Origin of the sequence: Qipengyuania thermophila, assembly GCF_004153605.1 — a bacterium.
Taxonomy (GTDB): Bacteria; Pseudomonadota; Alphaproteobacteria; order Sphingomonadales; family Sphingomonadaceae; genus Qipengyuania_B; species Qipengyuania_B thermophila.
On sequence record NZ_SDSI01000006.1, the window covers coordinates 49,312 to 70,456 of the forward strand.

The 21,145-nt window shown below is 69.6% G+C and carries 22 protein-coding genes and 1 tRNA gene; 10 read left to right on the top strand and 13 right to left on the bottom strand.

The features are described from left to right. Window positions 1-12: 12 nt before the first annotated feature. Both ETO60_RS10290 and ETO60_RS10295 read right to left on the bottom strand, forming a co-directional pair. Window positions 13-183, bottom strand: coding sequence for a metallothionein (locus ETO60_RS10290; protein ID WP_130005389.1), 171 nt, complete (start codon window positions 181-183; stop codon window positions 13-15). Continuing rightward, window positions 180-509 (bottom strand): ArsR/SmtB family transcription factor, encoded by a 330-nt coding sequence (locus ETO60_RS10295; protein ID WP_130005391.1) that lies wholly within the window; start codon window positions 507-509, stop codon window positions 180-182. Before ETO60_RS10295 ends, ETO60_RS10290 begins: the two co-directional genes overlap by 4 nt. Window positions 510-619: 110 nt before the next feature. Here ETO60_RS10295 and ETO60_RS10300 point away from each other — a divergent pair, with 110 nt between their 5' ends. Genes ETO60_RS10300 through ETO60_RS10310 form a run of 3 tightly spaced genes read left to right on the top strand, consistent with a single transcriptional unit; the run spans window position 620 to window position 3,086 of the window. Next, window positions 620-1,513, top strand: a complete 894-nt coding sequence (locus tag ETO60_RS10300) for a 2-dehydro-3-deoxygalactonokinase (RefSeq protein WP_130005393.1) — start codon at window positions 620-622, stop codon at window positions 1,511-1,513. Further along, a complete protein-coding gene (locus tag ETO60_RS10305) occupies window positions 1,510-2,151 on the top strand; it encodes a 2-dehydro-3-deoxy-6-phosphogalactonate aldolase (RefSeq protein ID WP_199798877.1) in 642 nt (213 codons plus the stop codon). The genes ETO60_RS10300 and ETO60_RS10305 overlap by 4 nt, the downstream gene beginning before the upstream one ends. Continuing rightward, a complete protein-coding gene (locus ETO60_RS10310; protein ID WP_130005395.1) occupies window positions 2,148-3,086 on the top strand; it encodes a Gfo/Idh/MocA family protein in 939 nt (312 codons plus the stop codon). The genes ETO60_RS10305 and ETO60_RS10310 overlap by 4 nt, the downstream gene beginning before the upstream one ends. Window positions 3,087-3,110: 24 nt before the next feature. On the opposite strand, the gene acs is transcribed toward ETO60_RS10310, so the two are convergent. From acs to msrA, 4 genes are all read right to left on the bottom strand, one after another. After that, on the bottom strand, window positions 3,111-5,036 hold the full coding sequence (gene acs / locus ETO60_RS10315; RefSeq protein WP_130005397.1) for an acetate--CoA ligase: 1,926 nt from the start codon (window positions 5,034-5,036) through the stop codon (window positions 3,111-3,113). A 140-nt stretch (window positions 5,037-5,176) separates the two neighbouring features. After that, window positions 5,177-7,909 (bottom strand): TonB-dependent receptor domain-containing protein, encoded by a 2,733-nt coding sequence (locus ETO60_RS10320; protein ID WP_130005399.1) that lies wholly within the window; start codon window positions 7,907-7,909, stop codon window positions 5,177-5,179. 77 nt (window positions 7,910-7,986) lie between these two features. Continuing rightward, window positions 7,987-9,564, bottom strand: a complete 1,578-nt coding sequence (locus ETO60_RS10325; RefSeq protein WP_130005401.1) for a hypothetical protein — start codon at window positions 9,562-9,564, stop codon at window positions 7,987-7,989. Window positions 9,565-9,754: 190 nt separating this feature from the next. Beyond that, window positions 9,755-10,294: a peptide-methionine (S)-S-oxide reductase MsrA gene (gene msrA / locus ETO60_RS10330; protein WP_130005472.1), complete on the bottom strand. Its 540-nt coding sequence runs from the start codon at window positions 10,292-10,294 to the stop codon at window positions 9,755-9,757. Window positions 10,295-10,396: 102 nt separating this feature from the next. Here msrA and ETO60_RS10335 point away from each other — a divergent pair, with 102 nt between their 5' ends. From ETO60_RS10335 to ETO60_RS10350, 4 genes are all read left to right on the top strand, one after another. After that, window positions 10,397-11,266, top strand: a complete 870-nt coding sequence (locus ETO60_RS10335) for a class I SAM-dependent methyltransferase (protein WP_130005403.1) — start codon at window positions 10,397-10,399, stop codon at window positions 11,264-11,266. 13 nt (window positions 11,267-11,279) lie between these two features. After that, complete coding sequence (aguB, locus tag ETO60_RS10340; protein WP_130005405.1) at window positions 11,280-12,146, top strand: N-carbamoylputrescine amidase; 867 nt, start codon at window positions 11,280-11,282, stop codon at window positions 12,144-12,146. A gap of 71 nt (window positions 12,147-12,217) precedes the next feature. Next, entirely contained in the window at window positions 12,218-12,640 is a 423-nt protein-coding gene (gene folK, locus ETO60_RS10345; RefSeq protein ID WP_234026451.1) for a 2-amino-4-hydroxy-6-hydroxymethyldihydropteridine diphosphokinase, read from the top strand. A 25-nt stretch (window positions 12,641-12,665) separates the two neighbouring features. Next, a tRNA-Lys gene (locus ETO60_RS10350) sits at window positions 12,666-12,741 on the top strand. Between the two features lie 7 nt (window positions 12,742-12,748). Here the strand turns inward: ETO60_RS10350 and ygiD are convergent. Genes ygiD through ETO60_RS10365 form a run of 3 tightly spaced genes read right to left on the bottom strand, consistent with a single transcriptional unit; the run spans window position 12,749 to window position 14,918 of the window. Then, window positions 12,749-13,603, bottom strand: coding sequence for a 4,5-DOPA-extradiol-dioxygenase (ygiD, locus tag ETO60_RS10355; protein WP_130005476.1), 855 nt, complete (start codon window positions 13,601-13,603; stop codon window positions 12,749-12,751). A gap of 5 nt (window positions 13,604-13,608) precedes the next feature. Beyond that, the gene (locus tag ETO60_RS10360; RefSeq protein WP_130005407.1) at window positions 13,609-14,190 is read right to left on the bottom strand and encodes an NADPH-dependent FMN reductase; all 582 of its coding nucleotides are present in this window, start codon (window positions 14,188-14,190) and stop codon (window positions 13,609-13,611) included. A 29-nt stretch (window positions 14,191-14,219) separates the two neighbouring features. Then, window positions 14,220-14,918, bottom strand: a complete 699-nt coding sequence (locus ETO60_RS10365) for a pirin family protein (RefSeq protein WP_130005478.1) — start codon at window positions 14,916-14,918, stop codon at window positions 14,220-14,222. Between the two features lie 96 nt (window positions 14,919-15,014). On the opposite strand from ETO60_RS10365, the gene ETO60_RS10370 reads away from it, so the two are divergent. Next, the gene (locus tag ETO60_RS10370) at window positions 15,015-15,914 is read left to right on the top strand and encodes a LysR family transcriptional regulator (protein ID WP_390612794.1); all 900 of its coding nucleotides are present in this window, start codon (window positions 15,015-15,017) and stop codon (window positions 15,912-15,914) included. On the opposite strand, the gene ETO60_RS10375 is transcribed toward ETO60_RS10370, so the two are convergent. From ETO60_RS10375 to ETO60_RS10385, 3 genes are read right to left on the bottom strand one after another with little or no spacing between them, the layout of a single operon-like run. Beyond that, complete coding sequence (locus tag ETO60_RS10375; protein ID WP_130005409.1) at window positions 15,915-16,541, bottom strand: trimeric intracellular cation channel family protein; 627 nt, start codon at window positions 16,539-16,541, stop codon at window positions 15,915-15,917. A 35-nt stretch (window positions 16,542-16,576) separates the two neighbouring features. After that, window positions 16,577-17,476, bottom strand: coding sequence for a haloalkane dehalogenase (locus ETO60_RS10380; RefSeq protein WP_130005411.1), 900 nt, complete (start codon window positions 17,474-17,476; stop codon window positions 16,577-16,579). Continuing rightward, on the bottom strand, window positions 17,473-18,432 hold the full coding sequence (locus ETO60_RS10385) for a sterol desaturase family protein (protein WP_130005413.1): 960 nt from the start codon (window positions 18,430-18,432) through the stop codon (window positions 17,473-17,475). Before ETO60_RS10385 ends, ETO60_RS10380 begins: the two co-directional genes overlap by 4 nt. Before the next feature lie 90 nt (window positions 18,433-18,522). On the opposite strand from ETO60_RS10385, the gene ETO60_RS10390 reads away from it, so the two are divergent. After that, the gene (locus tag ETO60_RS10390; protein WP_130005415.1) at window positions 18,523-19,215 is read left to right on the top strand and encodes a TetR/AcrR family transcriptional regulator; all 693 of its coding nucleotides are present in this window, start codon (window positions 18,523-18,525) and stop codon (window positions 19,213-19,215) included. Beyond that, window positions 19,212-20,189 carry a hypothetical protein gene (locus tag ETO60_RS10395; RefSeq protein WP_130005417.1) on the top strand — a complete coding sequence of 326 codons (978 nt, stop codon included), beginning with the start codon at window positions 19,212-19,214 and terminating at the stop codon, window positions 20,187-20,189. The genes ETO60_RS10390 and ETO60_RS10395 overlap by 4 nt, the downstream gene beginning before the upstream one ends. Window positions 20,190-20,207: 18 nt before the next feature. Here the strand turns inward: ETO60_RS10395 and ETO60_RS10400 are convergent, their stop codons facing one another. Beyond that, window positions 20,208-21,089: an HpcH/HpaI aldolase/citrate lyase family protein gene (locus ETO60_RS10400; protein WP_130005419.1), complete on the bottom strand. Its 882-nt coding sequence runs from the start codon at window positions 21,087-21,089 to the stop codon at window positions 20,208-20,210. Window positions 21,090-21,145 lie beyond the last annotated feature (56 nt).

Here is a 21,145-nt window from a genome sequence, read left to right on the forward strand (position 1 = left end):
CGGCCGCCGCCGTCACCCGTGGCAGAGGCAGCCCGCATGGGCGCAGCCGGCCCCGTCCTGATGGTGCGAGGCACAGGTGTCGCTGCAGAAGCCGCGTCCGTCGGCCATGATGGCCTCGCTCGCTCCTACGACGCACACGCAGTCCGCGCAGGCGCACTTCACCATTTCAACGGCGACACTCATGACTCGTTCTCCTCTTCGCCCTCATCGGGCTCGCGCATGTGTTCAAGCATGTTGATGAGCATCGAACGGACATGACAGTCGGGAAGATCGTAATACACCCGCCGCCCGGCCCGATGCTGGCGAAGCAGGCGACCGGCCCGCAGCAGCCGCAGATGCTGCGACACGAGGCTCTGGCTGATGCCCGCAAGCGCCGTCAGTTCGCCGACGCTGCGCGGACCGTCCAGACAGGCCGTCACCAGCCGGAGGCGGTTCGGCTCTCCGAGCAGGCGGAACAGCTCCGCAAGCTGGGTGCCTTCGTCACGGTCGAGACTGATACTCTTCAACATATGAACATCTTTGCATATATACCTGATGACCGAGGAGGGCAAGAGGAGAGAGGCGTCGGGAAACCAGGAATGCGCGTTTGCCCCGGCGCCCACATCCTCTAGAACAGCAAATGATGCGACCACCGGCACCCGTCATCCTCGTCGACTGGGGCACGACCAACCGCCGGGCCACGCTTGTCGGTCCTGGCGGCGCGGTGCTGGGCAGGGTGTCGGACGGGCTCGGCGTCCGCTCGGTGCCGGCAGGGGGCTTCGATGAAGCGGTGGCGGGGCTGCGCACAGCACTCGGGGACCATCCCATGCTGCTCGCCGGGATGATCGGCTCGGCGCGCGGCTGGCGCGAGGCGCCTTACCTCGCCTGTCCTGTCGCTCTTGACGATCTTGCGGATGCGATCGTCTGGGTCGAGCCGGGCCGCACCGGCATCGTGCCCGGCGCGTGCGTGGCGGCGGAACGGGGCGGTCCGGACGTGATGCGCGGCGAGGAAGTGCAGGTGCTCGGTGCAGTGGCCGCAGGTGCCATTCCGCCGGATGCGCTCGTCTGTCATCCGGGCACCCACACGAAGTGGATGCGCGTCGCCGGAGGGCGGCTCGCCTGGTTCCGGACTCGCATGACCGGAGAACTGTTCGCGCTGCTGCGGGAACACAGCCTGCTTGCCGCTCGGCTGACGGGCGAGGCCGAAGACGATGCCGATTTCCGCCGGGGCGTGCGCCGTGCGCTGGATGGGGGCGATCTGCTGGGCGACCTGTTCCAGATCCGGGTCCGCGAGGTGCTGAAGCTTGACTTGGGAAGCCCGGCATCCTTCGCCAGCGGGCTGCTGATCGGCAGCGATGTGGCGTCCGGCATCGCCGCCGGGCCGGAGGGCGTCGTGCATGTGCTCGGCCAGCCCAGCCTTGGCGCGCTCTACGCGGCGGCGCTGGCCGAGGCCGGTCGGCAGACCCTTGTCCACCGGGATGAACCGGCCTTTCTGCGCGGGATGCAGGCGCTTGCGGACAGGGTGCTGACATGACGGGAGTGACCGCCTTTCAGGCGCATCTGGCTGCCTGCCCGCTCGTCGCCATCCTGAGGGGCATCCGGCCCGGCGAGGCGGTCGCGGTGGGCGAAGCTTTGTGCGAGGCGGGACTGCGGATCATCGAGGTGCCGCTCAACTCGCCCGATCCGCTCGAGAGCATCGCGCGTCTGGCGCGGGCGCTCGGAAGCGCGGCGACCGTCGGCGCCGGCACCGTGACACGGCCGGGCGAGGTGCATGACGTGGCCGCCGCCGGCGCCACGCTGGTCGTGTCCCCCGCGACCGACCGGGAGGTGATCGCCGCCACCGCCGGGCTCGGCATGGCCAGCGTACCCGGCTATTTCACGCCGACCGAGGCCTTTGTCGCGCTCTACGCGGGCGCGCACGCGCTGAAGCTGTTTCCTGCCGAGGCGGCTTCGGCGGCGGTCCTTCGCGCCCACCGCGCCGTTCTTCCGCCAGCCGTTCCGGTGCTCGTGGTCGGCTCGATCACCCCGGAGGCGATGGCGGATTACCTGTCGGCCGGCGCGACCGGGTTCGGGCTCGGCGGCGCGCTCTACCGGCCCGGCGACTCGCCGGCGGCCGCGCGGGCCAGGGCGCGCCGCTTCGTGGAGCAGCTGGGCCGGGGCGATCGGGCGTGACAATCGGCATTGCCATCATCGGCTATGGCAAGATCGCCCGCGACCAGCACGTGCCGGCCATCGCCGCCAACGACAGCTTCCGGCTGGAGGCGATCTGCACGCGGGGGCCCGTCAGCGACGCGCCGGTTCCGGTGTTCGACAATGCCGCAGCCATGTTCGGCGCGCTCGGCGCGTCAGTGCAGGCGGTGGTGGTGGCAACGCCGCCGGGGCCGCGCTTCGCCCTCGCGGAGGCGGCGCTCGCCGCCGGGCGCGCGGTGCTGCTGGAAAAGCCACCGGCGGCGACCCTTGGCGAAGTGGACGCGCTCGTGCGGCAGGCGCATGAGCGCGGGCTGGCCCTGTATGCCGGCTGGCACTCGCAGCATGCTGCGGCCGTCCAGCCGGCGGCACGGCTCCTTGCCGGGCGCACGGTCGGGCGGCTGCGGATCCGCTGGCACGAGGACGTGCGCGTCTGGCATCCCGGGCAGGACTGGGTGTGGGACGCGGGCGGGCTGGGGGTTTTCGATCCCGGCATCAACGCGCTTTCCATCGCCAGCGCCATCCTGCCGGCGCCGCTGATCGTTGGCGGCGCCTGCCTGAGCGTACCCGCAAACCGGCAATCCCCGATCGGGGCGGAGATCACCTTTTCCGGCATCGACGGTGCCGCTTCGTTCAACTGGAACCACACCGGGGCCGAGGAGTGGACGATCGACATCGACACGGCCGACGGGCTGTCGCTGTCGCTGCGCGAGGGCGGCGCCCGGCTGTTCGTGGGCGGTGCGGAGCAGCGGCTCGACGGAGCGGGCGAGTATCCCTCGCTCTATCGCCGTTTCGCCGGGCTGGTGAACGCCCGCGCGGTGGAGGTCGATGCCGAGCCGATGCGGATCGTCGCCGACGCGATGCTGGTCGCCAGGCGCGGCGCGGCGCCGGCATTCCACTGGAACGGGACGGACGCGTGAGGCGCCGTTGCCGTGCGCGCGGCGTCAGTCGTCCGCGCGTCCGGCGACAAGACGCTCGACCAGCGCCGGATCGGCCAGCGTCGAGACATCGCCCAGATCGTCCACCTGTCCGTCGGCGATCTTCCTGAGGATCCGGCGCATGATCTTGCCCGAGCGCGTCTTGGGCAGCGCATCGGTGAAGTGGATGACGTCCGGCGTCGCCACCGCGCCGATCTCGCGCCGCACCAGCGCCTTGAGTTCGGCCCGCAGCCCGTCGGACGGCGTGACCCCGACCAGCGGGCTGACATAGCAGTAGATGCCCTGACCCTTCACCGGGTGCGCGACACCGACCACCGCCGCTTCGGCCACGGCGTCGTGCAGCACGAGCGCGCTTTCAATCTCCGCCGTCCCCAGCCGGTGTCCCGAGACGTTGAGCACGTCGTCGACGCGCCCCGTGATCCAGTGGTAGCCGTCCGCATCCCGGCGGCAGCCGTCGCCGGTGAAATAGCGTCCGGGATAGGCCGAGAAATACGTGTCCACGAACCGCTGGTGATCGCCGTGCACGGTGCGCGCCTGCCCCGGCCAGCTCGCCGCGAGGCACAGATTGCCCGAAGCCTCGCCCTCGAGCACGCGCCCCTCGGCATCGAGAAGTTCCGGCTGCACCCCGAAGAAGGGGAGACCGGCCGCCCCCGGCTTCATGTCGTGGGCGCCGGGCAGGGTGGTGATCATCACGCCGCCGGTTTCGGTCTGCCACCAGGTGTCAACGATTGGGCAGCGGCCCTCGCCGACGACCTCGTGATACCACCGCCATGCCTCCGGGTTGATCGGTTCCCCGACCGTCCCGAGCAGGCGCAGGCTGGAGCGGTCGCGGCGGGTCACGTGCGCATCCCCTTCGCGCATCAGCGCGCGGATGGCGGTCGGCGCGGTGTAGAGGACGGCGACACGGTGGCGGTCCACCACGTCCCAGATGCGCCCCGGATCGGGCCAGTTCGGCACCCCCTCGAAGATGACCTGCGTCGCGCCGTTCAGCAGCGGTCCGTAGGCCACATAGCTGTGCCCGGTGATCCAGCCGATGTCGGCGGTGCACCAGAACACCTCGCCCGGACGGAAGTCGAAGACGTAGCGGAAGGTGGTGGCGGTCCACACGCCGTAGCCGCCGGTGGTGTGCACGACGCCCTTGGGCTTGCCGGTCGAGCCGGAGGTGTAGAGGATGAACAGCGGGTCTTCCGCGCTCATCTCCTCGCACGGACACGCGTCCTCCGTCTGGAGGTCGTGGAGCCAGTGGTCGCGCCCCGGAACCATGGCGACGGTCTCGCCGCTGTGCGCCACGACCAGCACGCCGTCGACCTTCAGACCGTCACCCTGCAGCGCTTCGTCGACGACGCTTTTCAGGGGCACGGCGCGGCCGCCCCGCCGCCCGCCATCCGCCGTAACGACGAAGCGGCTGCCGCAGTCGCGGATGCGGCCCGCCAGCGCCTCTGCGGAAAAGCCGCCGAAGACGACCGAATGGACGGCGCCGAGGCGGGCGCAGGCCAGCATCGCCGTGATGCCCTCCACTGCCATCGGCAGATACAGCGTGACCCGGTCGCCGCGCCGCACGCCCAGCGCCTTGAGCGCGTTCGCCATGCGGATCACCGCCCGTTGAAGATCGGCATAGGTCAGGGTCCGGCGCTCGCCCTCCGGGTTGTCGGGCTCGAAGATCAGCGCCGTGCGTGCGCCGTGTCCGGCCCCCACGTGGCGGTCGACGGCGTTGTGGCACAGGTTCAGGCGGCCGTCCGCGAACCAGCGGATGTCGACCGGATCGAACGACCATTCCCCGGCACGGCGTGGCGGGGTGGTCCAGTCGAGCCGCGCGGCCTGTTCGAGCCAGAAGCCGTCCGGGTCGGCGAGCGCCCGGCGGTGCCACTCCGCGTATTGCTCGGCGGTGCAGTGGGTCTGCGGGCTGGGCGGACGGCGCACGGTGGCGGACATGAGCGTGGTTCCCCTTCTGCGGCGATCAAAGCACCACGGGGGCGCGGCGTCGAGTCCGGCCGCGTGGGGCGACGCGACGCGCCGGGTTGGGGCACCGCGCGAGCGGCGGGTGCGCGGTGCCGCGCTTCCGCGCGCGCTGCTCAGAAGTCGTAGGCGGCCGACAGCGAGATCGAGCGACCGACCTCGTAGCTGTTCACCTCGATCCGCTGCACGCCGTTGGTCTGATACTCGAAATTGCCGCGGCCGAAGATGTTGCGGGCTTCGAATTTCAGCTCCAGCGGCAGGCCGAGGAAATTGACCGCCTCGCGCGCCACGAGATCGACCCGCAGTCCCGGATCCTCCTCGATGTCGGGCAGGCCGCTGGTGCCGCGGCTGGTCACGCGCTTGCTGGCATAGGACAGGAGCAGCGTGACCTGCTGGAGCCGTTCGGTGTCCTCGAGCCCGAGCTGGAGATTGACGAGGTGATCGGATTGGCCGGTCAGCGGCCGTCTGTCGATGAAGAAGTCGCTCGCCGGACGGGTGCCGCCGGGGAAGACGTTGGTCGTGTCGCCCTCGCGCACGGAGATCGAGGACTGAGTGAAGGTGTAGTTCGCCACCGCGATCAGCTGCTTGGTGGTGAACCAGCCTCCCAGCCCGGTCAGATCGTGCCCGTACTGCAGATCCACTTCCGCCCCGTACAGCCGGGCGCTCGGCGCGTTGGCGAAGCTGGTCAGCTGGTCATTGTCGGAAAAGCTCGAATAGGCTTCGATCGGGCGCCGGATGTCCTTGAAGAAACCGGCCACGCTCGCCCGGTTGCCGCGTCCGAAGTAGTATTCGGCGCGCACTTCCGCGTTGGTCAGGGTGCTGTCCTTGAGGAAGGGGTTGCCGTTGAACTGCCGGTTGGTTTCCGGGTCGTAGTAGGTCTGGAAGATGAGCTCGCGGAACTGCGGCCGGGCAATGGTGCGCGAGGCGGCGGCGCGCAGCTGCACGCCGTCGGCCGGCACGTAGGTGACCGTCAACGCCGGGAGGAAGTAATCGTTGCGCAGCAGCGTGCCGCTCGCCTCGTTCACCGGCGCGTTGTTGAGGATGACGGGGTTCACCTCCTGCCGCGCGTCCTCGTAGCGGACCCCCACATCCACCGTCAGCCCGTCGAACGGGGAGAGGCTCGCCTGCGCATAGCCGGCATGGATCTCCAGCTCGGCGGTGAAGGCCGGATCGGCCTGGGTCGTTTCCACGAGGTTAAATTCGTAGAAGTCGACGAGCGCATCGCCGAGCAGCAGGTCGGGACGCAGCGCGCCGGCGGCGCGATCGAAGCTCGTCGGAGCGTTGATCAGGAACTCGCGCCGCTCGGAATACCGGTCGGTCAGCGTGTAGGCGTAGCCCCCCGTGACGCGGATGCGGTCCTTGAGCGCGTAGCTCAGATCGACCCCGCCGGTGTAGAGCTTCTCCGTGAGGTCGGAGAACACCACGGCGGCCGTGCCGCGCTGGCGGTCGAGCACGTTGATGAACGTGTTGCCGAGCGGATCGGCGGCGTTGTTGGAGCGGACATATTCGAACAGGTATTCGTACGGAGCCTCGCGGTCGGTCTGCGCATAGCCGCCGCGCAGGTCCACCGACAGCGGCCCGAAGCGCAGCTCCGCCACGCCCTGGGTGTTGATGAGCTGCCGCTCGAACCAGCCGGTGCGCGCCGCCTGTTCCGAAAAGCCCGTCTGGAAGTCCTCGCCCTGCGACAGCGAGGACTGCTTTACTACGTCGCGGATGTAGAGGTTCGTCCAGCGCAGCCGGCTCTGTCCCAGTTCGAGGCCGAGGCCGAGCAGGCCGTTCACGAGGATCCGGTTGTCCGTCACGATGTCGCGGAAGTCGGTGTCGAGCTCGAGATCGGAGTTGATGGCCGTCTGCGCGGTGATGAACCGGTTGCGCCAGCGGTTGGAGATCGAGGCGGTGGCGATGACGCCGAGCCGTCCGCTGTCGCCGAAGTCGGTGGAGGTGCCGCCGCTGATGCTGGCGCTCCAGTTCGCCGGAAGATGGTCGATCTTCTGCAGGAGCACGAGGTTCGGATTGCCGAGCTGCTTGATGATCTCGCCCTGCTGCGCGCGGGAGAAGTCGGACAGCCGCTCACCGCTGTCGAAGAAAGCCTGCAGCGCCGGCGGCACCTTGCGGGTGCCGTCGTCGAAGCCGAACCAGTCGAAGTCGGACCCGTAATAGGCAAGGCCGTTCTGGAAGGTCGTTTCCGTGTCGCCGCTGATCCCGGCGCCGATGCGCAGGAACGGCTCGTCCGGCACGGCGCGGGTGGTGAGATTGATCACCCCGCCGCCGAACTCGCCGGGAAAGTTGGCCGAGTAGGTCTTCTGCACGAGGCTGGACGCGACGATGTTGGTGGGAAAGATGTCCAGCGGCACCACGCGGCTGAGCGGTTCGGGCGAGGGCAGCGCGAGGCCGTTCAGCAGCGCCAGCGAATAGCGGTCGCCAAGGCCGCGCACGAACACGAAGCCGTTGCCCTGGATGGACAGGCCGGTGACCCGCCCCAGCGCGCCGGCGATGTCGCCCTCGCCGGTGCGGGCGATCTGCTCCGTCGACAGCACGGAGATGACCTGCGACGAGCTGCGGGTGATGTCGCGGATGCGCCGACCGGTGACGACGATCTCGTTGCCACCGCCCGGGATCGAGACGTCCGGCTGCCGGTCGCCGGCGCCTTCCTCGCCCACGTCCGGGCCGGGCACCTCGGTCGCTTCGTCATCGGCCTGCGTCTGCTCCGCCGGGGGCAGCGGCATGCCGGTGGTGCCGGGCTGTCCGACCGTCCCCTGGGCCATGAGCGCGCCGGGGACGACGAGGCTGCCCAGCGACAGGATCGTTCCCCCCATGAGCAGCCGGAACAGCCGCGTGCCAGTCGCCATCGTCAATGCCCTTCGAAACGGTGTCAGTTCGGTCTTGGAAGTGGGCCGGGGCGGCCAGGTGGCCGCCCCGGCTGCGGTCAGCTGGTGTAGACCGGCAGGCTGTCGCAGCTGCCGGTGCTGCTCTGGCCGAAATTCGCGGTGGCCGAATTGCAGGTCCAGCCGCGGTACCAGGTGTCGTTGGCGTCCCGCACGGCGCCGATGGTGCTCACGCTGTCGAAGAAGGTCGAGAGCGCGGCCGGATTGAAGGCCGGCACGCCTGCCTCGTTGGCACCGTTGACGAAGGTCAGGGTGAGCGTGTTCGTGAACGGCGAGCGGTTGTTGCTGCCGACGCGGAAGATCGCCTCGGCCTGCGCCGCCGTGGCACCGCCGCCCGAGCCGTTGACGAAGGCGGTGGCGCAATCGAGCACGACCGATTCGAACCGCGGCGGCCCGCGATCCTGCAGCGCGGCATCGGCGGCGCGGATGGTCGCGGCATCGTCGATCCGCAGGCAGCCCGGGCCGCCGGCGGACACCACGACCGCGTTGGCGAGGGTGAAGTCGGCGCCGCCGCGCAGGCGCAGCACCGGCGCGGCCGCGGCGTTGCGAGCGATGAAGGTCGCGTTGCTGATCTGGAGATTGGTGCGCGGCAGGCTGTCGACGAACGGATTGGTCGAATCCAGCTCGATGATCGAGTCGCCCGCACCCTGCCGCTGGACGGCGATGGTGTACTGGATGTTCGTCTGTGAACCGGTGTCAACGTCGATGCTGTCGTCCTCGGCGCCGACCACCACCAGATACTTCATATTGACGAAGCCGCCGAAGAACTCGACCCCGTCATCCGAGCTGTTGTAGCTCATGATATGGCTGAGCTGCGTGCCGGTGCCGGTGCCGCCGGTGGTGAGCGACTGAAGCTCGTTGTCGCCCGACAGCACGAAGCCGGAGTAGCGGATCTGCACATAGCGCATCACGCCCGAATTGTCGTTCGGCGTCGCGCCGCCATAGAGGGCCGGCTGGGCCGCGCCCTCGACCTGCCGCTCGCAGTTGACGGTGCCGGGCGTCGCGCCGGGGGCGATGCAGTCGGTGGTCGGCGCGCGGCCGGCCAGCACCACGCCGCCCCACTGGCCGGACGAGGCTTCGCGCCCGACATTCAGTCCCTGCACATTGTCGCGGCTGGTGAAGATGATCGGGCGCGCGGCCGTGCCGACGGCGTTGATGCGGTTGCCGCGGTTCACCATCAGGAACGAGGCGCCGCTGGCGAATACGGTGACCCCCGGCTCGATGCCCAGCACGACGTTCGTGTCGGCGCTGCTCGGCGCCGGACCGCCATCGGTGCCGACATCCACGCGGCCGTTCATCTGGTAGAGCAGGCCCGGGACGTAGGGCAGGGTGGTGGACGCGGTGAAGCGCGCCGGCATGGTGCAGACCCGGTAGGTGCCGGTCGGTCCGGTGATCGTGCCGGCGTCGGTCAGCTGCGCGGGATTGGCGATGGTCGGGCACCCGGCGGCCGGAGTGACGCCCGCCGCGGGCGGCGGCGTTGTGGGCGACGGCGCGGGTGCCGGCGGGTTGTTGATGGTGATGTTGCCGCCGGTCCCCGGCGAAGCGATGTCGTCGGCGCCGCAGGCGGCCAGTGCCAGCACGCTGCAGCCGAGCGCGATTGTGCGATGGATGTGTGTCACGAAAACTGTCCCCTCGACAGCCGGGCGGGGCGTCCGTCCGGCGAGTCGGCCCGGCGCTCCTCCGCCTTGCCTGCAGCCCGGCTATCGGCGGTCGATGACAGTTTTCTGGCAGGCTCCTGCTGAAGATGACAGCTTTGTCGCAAAGCGCGCAAATGCGCGAAATACCGAAGAAATCTTTTTCAGCGCCCGGTCACTGTCCGCCCCGCACCCGCTCTGCAAAGCTGCGGCGCAGCTTCTGCAGCTTGGGCGGGATCACTGCCAGACAGTAAGGATTGCGCTGCCCTTCGCCCTCCCAGTACTCCTGGTGGTAATCCTCGGCCGGGTACCACTGCGCCGGGCCTTCGATGGTCGTCACGGCACTCTCGCCCGGATGCTCGGCATTCCAGCGCGCGATCGCCTGTTCCGCCTCCGCACGCTGTCCGTCCGTCACGGGGAAGATCGCGGAGCGGTACTGGGTGCCGATGTCGTTCCCCTGCCGGTTCAGCTGGGTCGGGTCGTGCGTGCCCATGAACACGTCGAGCAGGTCGCCATAGCTCAGGGCATCAGGGTCGAAGGTCACGCGCACCGCCTCCGCATGACCGGTCGTGCCCGAGCACACCTGCTTGTAGGTGGGGTTGGCCACGTCGCCGCCGATGTAGCCGCTCTCGACATCCTTCACGCCCACAACGTCGCGGAACACCGCCTCCGTGCACCAGAAGCACCCGCCCGCCACGATCGCCTGCTCTTCCATCGCCTCGACTCCTTTGCCGGTCAGGTAGGGCGGCAGACCTCGCTTGTCACCGGACGAGCTTCGACTAGGATGCGCCGCCATCGACCCACCGGAGACATGCTGATGCGCCCGACCCTTTGCGCCGCGCTTGCCGGCGCCGCCCTGCTCGCTGTTCCTGCCGCCGCCGGCTCTTACCGGCACGAGGCGGAGCAACCTGCCGGCGCCGCGACCGAGACGTTCCTGCGCCAGCACGGAGAGGCGCTGGCGGGCGCCATCAACCACCCGACCCGGGCCGAGGACCGCGCGCGCGACGCCTACCGGCATCCGGAGGAAACACTGGCCTTCTGGCAGGTGGCGCCGGACATGAAGGTCGGCGAGTACGCGCCGGGGGGCGGATGGTTCTCGCGCCTGCTGGGGCATTACCTCGGCGGAGAGGGCGAGCTGGTAGGTCTGTTCTTCTCCACGAGTACGGCTGCCGACGCCGCCGGACAGGACCGGCTGCGCGCGGCCGCGGCCAAGTTCCCGGCCGACGTGGCGGGCTTTACCGGCCTGCCGGCGGACCGGTTTGCGGCCTACACCCTTGACGCGGTGCCCGCGGACGAGCGCGGCACGTTCGACCGGATCATCATCGCCCGCATGATGCACAATCTTCACGGGCGCGGCATTGCCGACACGGAGCTGCGCGCCATGCGCGATCTGCTGAAGGATGACGGCATGATCGGGGTGGAACAACACCGCGCCCGCGCCGACGCGCCGTGGAGCTACGCCAACGGTTCGAAGGGCTACATGCGCCAGGACGACGTGATCGCGCTCATGCGGCTCAACGGCTTCGAACTGGTGGGTGCGAGCGAGGCGAACGCCAATCCGCGCGATCCGGCCAACCATGCCGAGGGCGTGTGGGAAATGCCGCCGATCCTGCGCACGCAGCGCGAGGATCTGCGCGGGCTGGGCGAAAGCGACCGCATGACCCTGCTGTTCCGCAAGGCCCGCTGACAACGGTTCGCGCATGACCCGGCTGACCGTCGCCGCGCTGCAACTCGCCCTGGGGTCCGAGGACGAGCAGACCAACATCGCCGCGGTTGCCGCGCTGGTGGAGGAGGCAGCGGGCAAGGGCGCGCAGGTGGTGCTGCCGCCCGAACTGTTCACCGGCCCCTACTTCTGCAAGACGGAAGAGGAGGAGCTGTTCGCCCGCGCCCGCCCGACGGCGGAGCATCCCGGCGTGCTGGCGATGCAGGAGCTGGCGCGCCGCCACAAGATCGCCATTCCGACCAGCTTCTTCGAACGTGACGGGCACCACTATTACAACACGCTCGCCATGGTCGGCCCGGATGGCGACATCATCGGCACCTACCGCAAGAGCCACATCCCCGACGGGCCGGGCTACGAGGAGAAGTACTACTTCCGCCCCGGCAATGACGGATTCAAGGTGTGGGACGTGTTCGGCGCCCGCATCGGGGTCGGCGTGTGCTGGGACCAATGGTATCCCGAATGCGCGCGGGTGATGGCGCTGATGGGGGCTGAGGTGCTGTTCTACCCCACCTGCATCGGGTCCGAACCCTATGATGCCTCGTTCGACACCAGCCGAATGTGGCAGCGCGCGATGCAGGGGCATGCCGTCTCCAACTGCATGCCGGTCGTCGCCGCCAACCGCATCGGCACCGAGACTGGCGGCGCAGGTGACGGCCACACCTACTACGGCCACAGCTTCATCACCAACGAATGGGGCGACAAGATTGCCGAGTTCGGGCGGGAGGAGACGGGCGTGCTGGTGGAGACGCTGGACCTCGCCACCGCTGCCAAACACCGGGCGGGCATGGGCTTCTTCCGCGACCGGCGCCCGCAGCTTTACGGCCGCATCTGCGAGGACGTCTGAAGCCTGTTCAACGTTACGCGATCGCGCTTGGCTCGAACCGGCGGCATGTCCGTCTCGGTCCGCCCGAGCGCGTGCTGGCCGAAGCGGTGCGCCTGCTGCGGACGCTGGGCGAGGTCGAGGCGGTTGCGCCCGTGCTGCGCTCGGCGCCGCTCGGACCCTCCCGCCGGCGCTACGCGAACGGCGCGCTCGTTCTGGCTTCGGCACTTGAACCGCTTGCCCTGCTGGCGGCGCTCAAGGAGTTGGAGCGGCGGCTCGGACGGCGACCCGGAGGCCAGCGGTGGAGCGCGCGGGTGCTGGACTGCGACATCGTCCTGTGGAGCGGGGGCGGGTGGCGCAGCCGCGACCTGACCATCCCCCATTCGGCATTCCGTGCCCGCTGCTTCGTTCTGCGGCCGCTGGCGGCCGTCGCACCCCTCTGGCGCGATCCGGCCACCGGATTGACGCCACGCCACCTTCTCGCCCGCTTGACCCGTCCGCGCCCCCTCACTAGGTGAACGGGCATCCGCTTCGCGGCGGCGTGGGCCCTTAGCTCAGTTGGTAGAGCGCGTGACTTTTAATCACTAGGTCGCTGGTTCGAACCCAGCAGGGCTCACCATCTTCCCTCATGTGTTCGTCTCCACCGCGGGCACGGCCTGCGGCACGCGCGCGGCGCCGCCGACCTCCTCGGGCGTCGCCTCGAGCGATGACGGCTCGACGCCGATCCCGTAGCTGGTCATGCTGATCCCGCCCATCGAATAGCCTTGCAGCAACGGATCGACCGGCAGCCCTTCCTCCGCGGCCATGCCGGCGAGGTAGAGCAGCGGGATGAAGTGGTCCGGCGTCGGCACGGCTTTCGCGTGGTCGGGGTGGTCGGCCAGCGTCAGCACCGCCGCCGGGTCTTCGGCCAGTTGCCGCATCGCCGCCTCGTCGAAACGCCGCGCCCAGTCATATCCCATGTCGGGCCGCTGCCAGTCGAGCATCCTGAGGTTGTGGACCACGTTGCCGCTGCCCAGCACCAGCACACCCATCCGCCGCAGAGTCGCCAGCTTGCGGGCAAGGTCGAGATGGTATTGAAGCGGCCGCAGCGCGTTGAGCGAGAGTTGCAGCACCGGGACGTCTGCCTCTGGATAGAGGTGTGCGAGCACGGACCAGGTGCCGTGATCCAGCCCCCACTGGTCCCGGTCGAGGCCCACCCAGTCCGGCTTGACCATCTCGACGATCTCTCCGGCGAGATCGGGATCGCCGGGTGCCGGGTAGTCGAATTCGAACAACGGCTCCGGGAAGCCGTAGAAGTCGTGGATGGTGCGCGGGCGCGGCATGGCGGTGATCGCCGTGGCGCCGAAATACCAGTGCGCCGAGACGCACAGGATCGCCCGCGGCCGCGGCAGCATGCGGCCGAGCGCCCGCCACGACCGGGTGAAGGCGTTGTCGTCGAGAGTGTTCATCGGGCTTCCATGCCCGATGAACAGGGCCGGCATAGCGGTCACGACGCGCTCCTCGCTGCCGGCGCAGCCGTCCGTTCAACCCAGTTGCCGAACGCGTCGATGAACCGGGCGAAGAACGCCCGCGTGTCGTCGCTCCTGAACGCGCCGTCATCGTCGAACAGGCCGTAAGCGCCGCCGACATAGGCTTCGGGCTGCTGCATGGCGGGCATGTCGAGAAAGACGAGCGACTGGCGCAGGCTGTGATTGGCGCCGAAGCCGCCGATGCCGCCCGGCGAAAGGGTCATGATGGCCGCCGGCTTGCCGCTCCACACGCTGGCGCCGTAGGGCCGCGAGCCGACGTCGATCGCGTTCTTCAGCGCGCCGGGTACGGTGCGGTTGTATTCGGGCGTGACGAACAGCACCGCGTCGGCGCGGGCCAGTTCGTCGCGGAACCGCGTCCATGGCAGGGGCGGACCGGACTCCTCCAGATCCTCGTTGTAGAGCGGCAGGTCGCCGATCTCGACGAAGCGCATAGCCAGTGATGGGGGCGCGATCCGCACCAGCGCCTCGGCGGCGAGGCGGTTGACCGAGGCCGCGCGCAGGCTGCCGACGATGATGGCGGTGTCATAGGGTCTGGACATGGGTGTTCTCCTTTGGGGGTTGCTGCCGGTCAGGCCGCGTCGACCATGACGATTTCGCTGTCGTCCAGCGCTTCGATCGTCACCTGCTCGACGCCGGTGATGGCCGCGCCGTCGCGTGCGTTGACTTCGGTGTCGTCGATCCGCACCCGGCCGGCTGCCGGCACAAGGTAGAGGTGCCGGTCGGACGCCGTGGCGTAGGTGACCCGTTCGCCGGCCCGCAGCGTGGCGCCCAGCACGCGGGCATTGGCGCGGATCGGCAACGCACCCTCGTCTCCGGCCATTCCCGAGGCGAGCGGCACGAGGCGTCCGGCGCGCTCACCGCGCGGGAATGGCTGGGCACCCCAGCCCGGCGTGCCGCCTGCGGCATCGGGGATGATCCAGATCTGGAAGATGCGGGTTTCGCCGTCTTCCAGATTGTATTCGGAATGGGTGACGCCGCTCCCCGCCGACATCACCTGCACGTCGCCGGCTTCGGTGCGTCCCTCGTTGCCGAGGCTGTCGCGGTGGGTGATCGCGCCTTCCCGGACATAGGTGATGATCTCCATGTCGCGGTGCGGGTGCGGCGGGAAACCGGACTGGGCGGCGATGGTGTCATCGTTCCACACTCTGAGCGCACCCCAATGCACCCGCGCGGGATCGTGATAGCCGGCAAAGGAGAAGTGGTGGCGCGCATCGAGCCACCCATGGTTGGCGGCGCCGAGCGTGTGGAAAGGTCGCAGGTCGATCATCGCGTGGCTCCTCGTTCCGTGTTCGCCCTCCATGTGCGCCTTGCCGAACATTTAGATAACCCGGATAAAGTGCGAAAAGATGTTCCAGGAAATCGAATGATGATCATCGGCCAGCCCACGCTCGACCAGCTGCGGATCCTTGTCGGCGTGGTCGACGCCGGAAGCTTCGCCGCCGGAGCGCGGCAGCTCGGCCGGGCCGTGTCGGTCATCAGCTACGGCATCGGCCAGCTCGAGGCGCAGCTCGGCGTGACGCTGTTCGACCGGGCAAACCCGCGCCGCCCCCAGCTCACGCCGGCCGGCCGGGCGCTGCTGGCTGATGCGCGGGCGGTGCTGGCGGAGGCGGACACGCTGATGGCGCGGGCGCGGGCGATCGGCCAGGGGATCGAGACGGAGGTGGCGCTCGCCGTGGACGTGATGGTGCCCCTTCAGCGGGTCGCCGGCGTCCTGCGCAGCTTCCAGCAGGCGTTCCCGCTGACCGATCTGCGGCTGCATGTGGAGGCGCTGGGCGCGGTGGCGGGGCTGGTTCTGGACGGGCAGGCGCATCTCGCCATCGCCGGGCCTGACCTCCTCGACCTGCCCGAACTCGCGCGGCAGGAGGTCGGCGCGGTCGAATTGGTGCCCGTCGCGGCGCCCGATCACCCGCTGGCGCGGCGCGGGTCGATGGCGCCCGGAGACGCGCAGCAATATCTCCAGCTCGTGCTCACCGACCGCTCGCCGCTGACGCGGGGCAGGGATTTTTCGGTGCTGAGCCCGCGCACCTGGCGGCTCGCGGACCTCGGCGCGAAGCATGCGCTCCTGCTGGAGGGAAGCGGGTGGGGCAACATGCCCCGCCACCTGGTCGAAGACGACCTGCGCGCCGGCAGGCTGTGCCGGCTGCCGCTGCCCGAAGGCGAGACGGTGCCGTATCGCCTGCATGCGCTGTGGCGCAAGGACTGCACGCCCGGTCCGGCCACGGCGTGGTTGCTTGATGCGCTGGGGGAGGTGCTGCGCGCCTGATCAGCGAGCGGGCGGCCGCGCCCGGTACCGGGGCAGCGACCAGCCGCGCAGCAGCGCGCCCGCGCGCAGGCCGAACCCCGCGAGCAGCGCGGCGACGGTCGCCGCATCGCGCGGCACGCCTGTTCCGGCCAGCGCGACATAGGTCGCCGCGGCGGCGAGCGCGGCCGTGACATAGATCTCGCGCGAGAAGATGATCGAATCCTCCTGGCCGAGGACATCGCGGATGATGCCGCCGAACGTGGCGGTGATCACCCCCAGCGTCACCGCCACGACCGGCGCCGCGCCGTGGTCCAGGGCGATGGAGGCGCCCACGGTGGCGAACAGGGCCAGCCCCGCGGCGTCGAACCACAGGATCAGGCGCAGCCGCGACGAGGCGAGGTGCGCGGTGAAGAACACCGCCGTCGCCACCGCCACGCAGGCGACGAGGTATTCGGGCCGCTCCATCCACACGACCGGGTGCCGGTCCAGCAGCAGGTCGCGCACCGTGCCGCCGCCGATGCCGGTCACCGTGCCGAGCAGCACGAACCCCACGACATCCATCTGCTGCCGCGACGCGACCAGCGCCCCCGTGATGGTGAAGACGACGAGGCCGATCCAGTCGAGAACGGCAATGGAAAAGGCGAACATGCCGCCTCGTAAGGCTTCCCGCCGCCATCCGCCAGCTAGGCCGGAGCGAGGCCGAACCGTTCGAGAGCCGCGCGGGCGATGGGTTCACCCCATTCGGGAACGAAATGGGCGGCCTCCTCGATCCTGAGCGGTTCGGGACAGCCGCGGATGCCGCCGCGCAGGCCCTCCATCGCGGCGACCGTCACCACCGGGTCCTTGCAGCCGATGGCCATCATGCTCTCGCCGCACCACTCCTCGCGCCACCATGTCCGCGCCCGCCGGCTGATCGACGCGCCGTCGGCATCGGGCGTGGCGGGGACCAGCTCCGGAAACCGGCGCACGCCGGCCTTGAACGCGGCCTCCGGGAACGGCGCGGCGTAGGCGGCCGCCTCCGCGTCGGTGAGAACCGGCGTTGCTCGCTTCATCAGGGCGGCAATGTCCAGATCCGGCCGGGAGCGGTTGAATGCCCGCCATTCCTCGAACCCGCGGCCAAGGGGCTTATCGCCGGTGCCGAGCGCCGTGTTCATCACGAGAAGGCGGGTGAACCGGTCCGGCCGCTCCATCGGCAGGGTCAGGCCCAGGATGCCGCCCCAGTCCTGGCAGACCAGCGTGATGTCGCGCAGGTCCAGCGCATCGATGAAATCGAGCAGCGACCGGCGATGCCGCGAGAACGTGTAGAAGCCGTCGTCGGCCGGCTTGTCCGAACGGCCGAAGCCGATGAGATCGGGCGCCACCACCCGCCCCGCGGTCGCCAGCACCGGGATCATCTTGCGGTAGAGGTAGGACCAGGTCGGCTGTCCGTGGAGGCAGAGGAAGGTCACACCCGCGCCGGCGTTTCCCTCGTCGACATAGTGCATGCGCAGGGGCGGCTCGCCCGGCAGCATGACGAAACGCGGCGCGAAGGCGTAGCCGGGCAGGGAGCGGAACCGTTCCTCGGGCGTGCGCAGAACCGTCATTGCGCCTGCCACGCGGACGCCCGCGGCGGTGGCGACGGCGAGATGCCGGCCCGCTGCTGCACCGTTTCGCTCGTCTCGTGCCGGCCGTCATGGCTCCATCCGGGCGGCTTCCACAGGTAGTTCCAGCGGTCGCGCCAGGTCTCGGCGCGCTTCAGCTGGCCCCAGAGCCACTGGAGCCCGGAGGTCTGGATGTCCCACAGGCGGTAGCTCTCGAGCGGGGTGACAAGGCCGAAGCGCGGCGGCTCCTCCTCGCGCTGATAAGTACCGAACAGCCGGTCCCAGATGATCAGCACCTGTCCGTAGTTCTTGTCGAGGTACTTGGCGTCGGCCCCATGGTGCACCCGGTGATTGGACGGGGTCGCCAGCACGTGTTCGAGCGGTCCCATGCGGTCGACAAGCCGGGTGTGGTTGAAGATGCCCCACAGGTTCCCGAAGAACTTGACGGTGGCGAACATGGCCAGCGGAACGCCGAGCAGGGCGAGCACGAAATAGCACGGCGCCGTCGTCCCGCCGAGCAGGAATACGTTCCCCCGCTGCGCCACCAGGATGTTCATCTCGTTGGAGGAGTGGTGCGTGTGGTGCAGTGCCCAGAACAGCCCCGTGCGATGGGCGATGCGATGATCGACGTAATAGGCCAGGTCGTTCAGCAGCCAGGCCAGCACGAAGGCCCACAGCGTCAGCGGAAAGGTGAACAGCCGCAGATGGTCGAAGATGAACGTGTAGATCGTCACGAACACCAGAGCGCCGAGGGTTGCGTCGACCAGCGCGGTGAAGACGCCGTTCTTCACGTTGGCGCGCGCGTCCGCCTCGTTCCAGTGGTGCCGCTCCTGGAACAGGTAGAGCGCGCGCTCGAGCAGCATGAGCCCGAAGAAATAGGCGAACATGTACCAGAAGCCGCGACCCTCCATCAGGGCACGCACCAGATCGCCGAAAAACTCCGCGACAGCGTCGAGCATGACCACCTCTCCTGCGCCCAATGTGCAATCCGCTGACTGTCCTGTCAATCAATCTTGCGCAAAAGGTGCCGAAGGACTAGCGTGCCCTTCATGAGCAATGCGGACCCACGGCCGGCAAACCGCCGGGACCAGCAACGGGCCGATACGCGCGCGCGCATCGTGGCGGCCGCGACGGCGCTGTTCGCCACCCGCGGCTTTGAAGGCGCCGCTCTGCCTGCGGTGGCGGAGCGGTGCGGCGACCGGGTGTCCCTGATCCTCTACCATTTCGGCAGCAAGGACGGTTTGTGGCGCGCCTGCGTCGACGCCGTGTTCGAGCAGCTGAACGCGCGCACGGCCGAGCTGCTGCTGGCGCATCCCGACGCCGGGGCGACGACGGTGGAGGGGCTGGCCCTCCTGTTGCGCGTCTACATCACCGCGGCGGCGGACACGCCGGACTACCACCGCATCCTGTTCCACGAAGCGATGCACGACACGCCGCGCCTGCGCTGGCTCGTCGACACGCATCAGCGCCGGGTGAGCGACGTCATGGTTGCCTTCATCACCCAGGCGCAGGAGGCCGGGCTCCTGCCGCATGGGCATGATCCGATGCATCTCAAGTTCATGCTGAGCGGCCTGCTGGCGCTGCCGATCACCCTCGCGCCCGAATACCGCCAGCTGACCGGCCAGGATCCGACCGGGCGACCTTTCATCGAAACCCATGTTGCCGCGTGCCTCTCGCTCCTCGGGCTGGATGAGGGGGTTGGCGCGAAACAGGCGGCCTTGCAGGAGGAACCGGGTTCGTGACGAAGCACTGGAGACGCCTTGCCGCCGTGGCGGGTGCGGCCATCGTGACGGCGAGCTGCGTTGCCGATCCGGGGAGCCCGCCGGCCCCGCGCGCCCCGCTTGTGGTGCCGCCGCAGCCCGCGACGCTGGAAGGGCAGCTGGCCGCGCTCAGGGCGGCGGTGGAGCCGTATCGCGACATCGCCGCCGCCGAACGGGCCGGCTGGCGGCCGTTCGGCGACGACGAGCCGCTGATGGGACAACACTACCACAGCCCCGGCGCGCCCGATTACGTCCACGGCGATCCGCTCGATTTCAGCCGCCCCAACAACCTCATGTACACCGAGATCGGCGGACGGCGGGTGCTGACCGGCGTGGCCTATGTCGTGCGTCTCGGTGACGGAGAACCCTTGCCCGAAGGGTTCGCGGGCACTCAGGACCGGTGGCATGTGCACGACTTCGTGCGCGCGGTCGAGGCGGCGACCGAGGACCGCCCGCTGCTGCGCTGGCTGGCGAACAGCTGGCTTGATGCCCATTACCGCGGGCGCGGCGACAATCGCGGGCGCCTCGCGATGGTGCATGCGTGGGTCACGTTGCCGAACCCGGACGGCGTGTTCGCCGACTACAACCGGGCGGTGCCCTATCTGAAGCTAGGCTTGCCCGAAGGAAGCTGGGAAGGCGGCACGATGGCGGCGGCGCGCGGCCTCAACCTCGCCACGACGACCGGCTGCACGGTGCAGGGCGGGACGCTGTGGGTGGCGAACGCGACGCCGGAGCAGACGCGGGAGATCGCCCGCGCCTGCGCCGAAGCGGCGACGCGGGTGCGCGCCGTGCTGTCAGGCCGCCCGGACCGGCGCGCCATCAACCAGGCCGGCGAAGCGGCGTGGCGAGACTTCGATGCCGTCTGGCGCCGGGTGCTCACCCCCCAGCAGCAGGCGCGGATCGCGGCGCTCACCGAGCATGGCAGCGACCACGGAGCCGGCCACCACCATCACTGAGGCGCCGGCGTTTGCGGGTCAGCAGGCGCCGAGCGCCTCGGCAAGGGCGACGGTGCGTTCCGCCGCGCGCCGGTGCGGCACGTCGAGCATCCGTCCCTCGAACCCGATCACGCCCGCATCCGGCTCGGCTGCGAAGGCGGCGAGGATCGCGCGGGCGGTGGCGATCTCCTGCGCATCCGGGGTGAAGGCGTCGTTGATGACGGGAACCTGCGCCGGGTGGATGGCGAGCCGCCCGGCGAACCCTTCCGACCGGGCGGTGCGACTGCTCTGGCGAAGCCCGTCCTCGTCGCGGAAATCTGCGTGCAGCGTTTCGATCGCCGGCACGCCCGCCGCGTGAGCCGCCATCAGCGTCAGCGACCGCACGAGCTGGTAGGTGAACCGCCATTCGCCGTCCGGTCCGCGGTTCCCGGTCGCGCCGAGCGCCGCGGCAAGGTCTTCGGCTCCCCATGTCAGTCCGGCGAGCTGCGGGTGCCGCGCCTCGGCGAAACTGCCGATGAGGAACGGCGCCCGCGCGGTTTCGGTGACCAGCGGCAGGATCGGTGTTTCGGTTCCGCGTGCATCGAGAAGTGCGGCAAGACGCGCCACGTCGGCGGCGCCTTCGGCCTTGGGCTGCACCAGCCCGTCCGGCCGGTGCGGCAGCACCGCGTCGAGGTCCGCTTCGGCCATGCCCGTCGCCAGCGCATTGATGCGCACCCAGACGCGCGGGCCGGGCGCGTCTGCGTTCCGGTCGGCCAGACAGGCGGCGGCGAGTTCCCTCGCCGCGGCCTTGCGCGCCGGGGCGACGGCATCCTCGAGATCGAGAATGACGATGTCCGCGCCGCAGCCGGCGGCCTTGGCGAGCTTCTTTTCGCTGTCGGCGGGAATGAACAGCAGCGAGCGCATTGGGTGAAAAGCGGCCATGGGCGGGCTGTGCCGCCGCGCAGCCGGCTTGTCAAAGCGCGGCAGGACGGCGATGA

Coding starts and splice junctions, on each gene's coding strand:
- ETO60_RS10290 (WP_130005389.1), bottom strand. CDS start 183: ATGAGTGTCGCCGTTGAAATGGTGAAGTGCGCCTGCGCGGACTGCGTG.
- ETO60_RS10295 (WP_130005391.1), bottom strand. CDS start 509: ATGTTGAAGAGTATCAGTCTCGACCGTGACGAAGGCACCCAGCTTGCG.
- ETO60_RS10300 (WP_130005393.1), top strand. CDS start 620: ATGATGCGACCACCGGCACCCGTCATCCTCGTCGACTGGGGCACGACC.
- ETO60_RS10305 (WP_199798877.1), top strand. CDS start 1,510: ATGACGGGAGTGACCGCCTTTCAGGCGCATCTGGCTGCCTGCCCGCTC.
- acs (WP_130005397.1), bottom strand. CDS start 5,036: ATGTCCGCCACCGTGCGCCGTCCGCCCAGCCCGCAGACCCACTGCACC.
- ETO60_RS10320 (WP_130005399.1), bottom strand. CDS start 7,909: ATGGCGACTGGCACGCGGCTGTTCCGGCTGCTCATGGGGGGAACGATC.
- msrA (WP_130005472.1), bottom strand. CDS start 10,294: ATGGAAGAGCAGGCGATCGTGGCGGGCGGGTGCTTCTGGTGCACGGAG.
- ETO60_RS10335 (WP_130005403.1), top strand. CDS start 10,397: ATGCGCCCGACCCTTTGCGCCGCGCTTGCCGGCGCCGCCCTGCTCGCT.
- aguB (WP_130005405.1), top strand. CDS start 11,280: ATGACCCGGCTGACCGTCGCCGCGCTGCAACTCGCCCTGGGGTCCGAG.
- ygiD (WP_130005476.1), bottom strand. CDS start 13,603: ATGCCGGCCCTGTTCATCGGGCATGGAAGCCCGATGAACACTCTCGAC.
- ETO60_RS10360 (WP_130005407.1), bottom strand. CDS start 14,190: ATGTCCAGACCCTATGACACCGCCATCATCGTCGGCAGCCTGCGCGCG.
- ETO60_RS10365 (WP_130005478.1), bottom strand. CDS start 14,918: ATGATCGACCTGCGACCTTTCCACACGCTCGGCGCCGCCAACCATGGG.
- ETO60_RS10370 (WP_390612794.1), top strand. CDS start 15,015: ATGATGATCATCGGCCAGCCCACGCTCGACCAGCTGCGGATCCTTGTC.
- ETO60_RS10375 (WP_130005409.1), bottom strand. CDS start 16,541: ATGTTCGCCTTTTCCATTGCCGTTCTCGACTGGATCGGCCTCGTCGTC.
- ETO60_RS10380 (WP_130005411.1), bottom strand. CDS start 17,476: ATGACGGTTCTGCGCACGCCCGAGGAACGGTTCCGCTCCCTGCCCGGC.
- ETO60_RS10385 (WP_130005413.1), bottom strand. CDS start 18,432: ATGCTCGACGCTGTCGCGGAGTTTTTCGGCGATCTGGTGCGTGCCCTG.
- ETO60_RS10390 (WP_130005415.1), top strand. CDS start 18,523: ATGAGCAATGCGGACCCACGGCCGGCAAACCGCCGGGACCAGCAACGG.
- ETO60_RS10400 (WP_130005419.1), bottom strand. CDS start 21,089: ATGGCCGCTTTTCACCCAATGCGCTCGCTGCTGTTCATTCCCGCCGAC.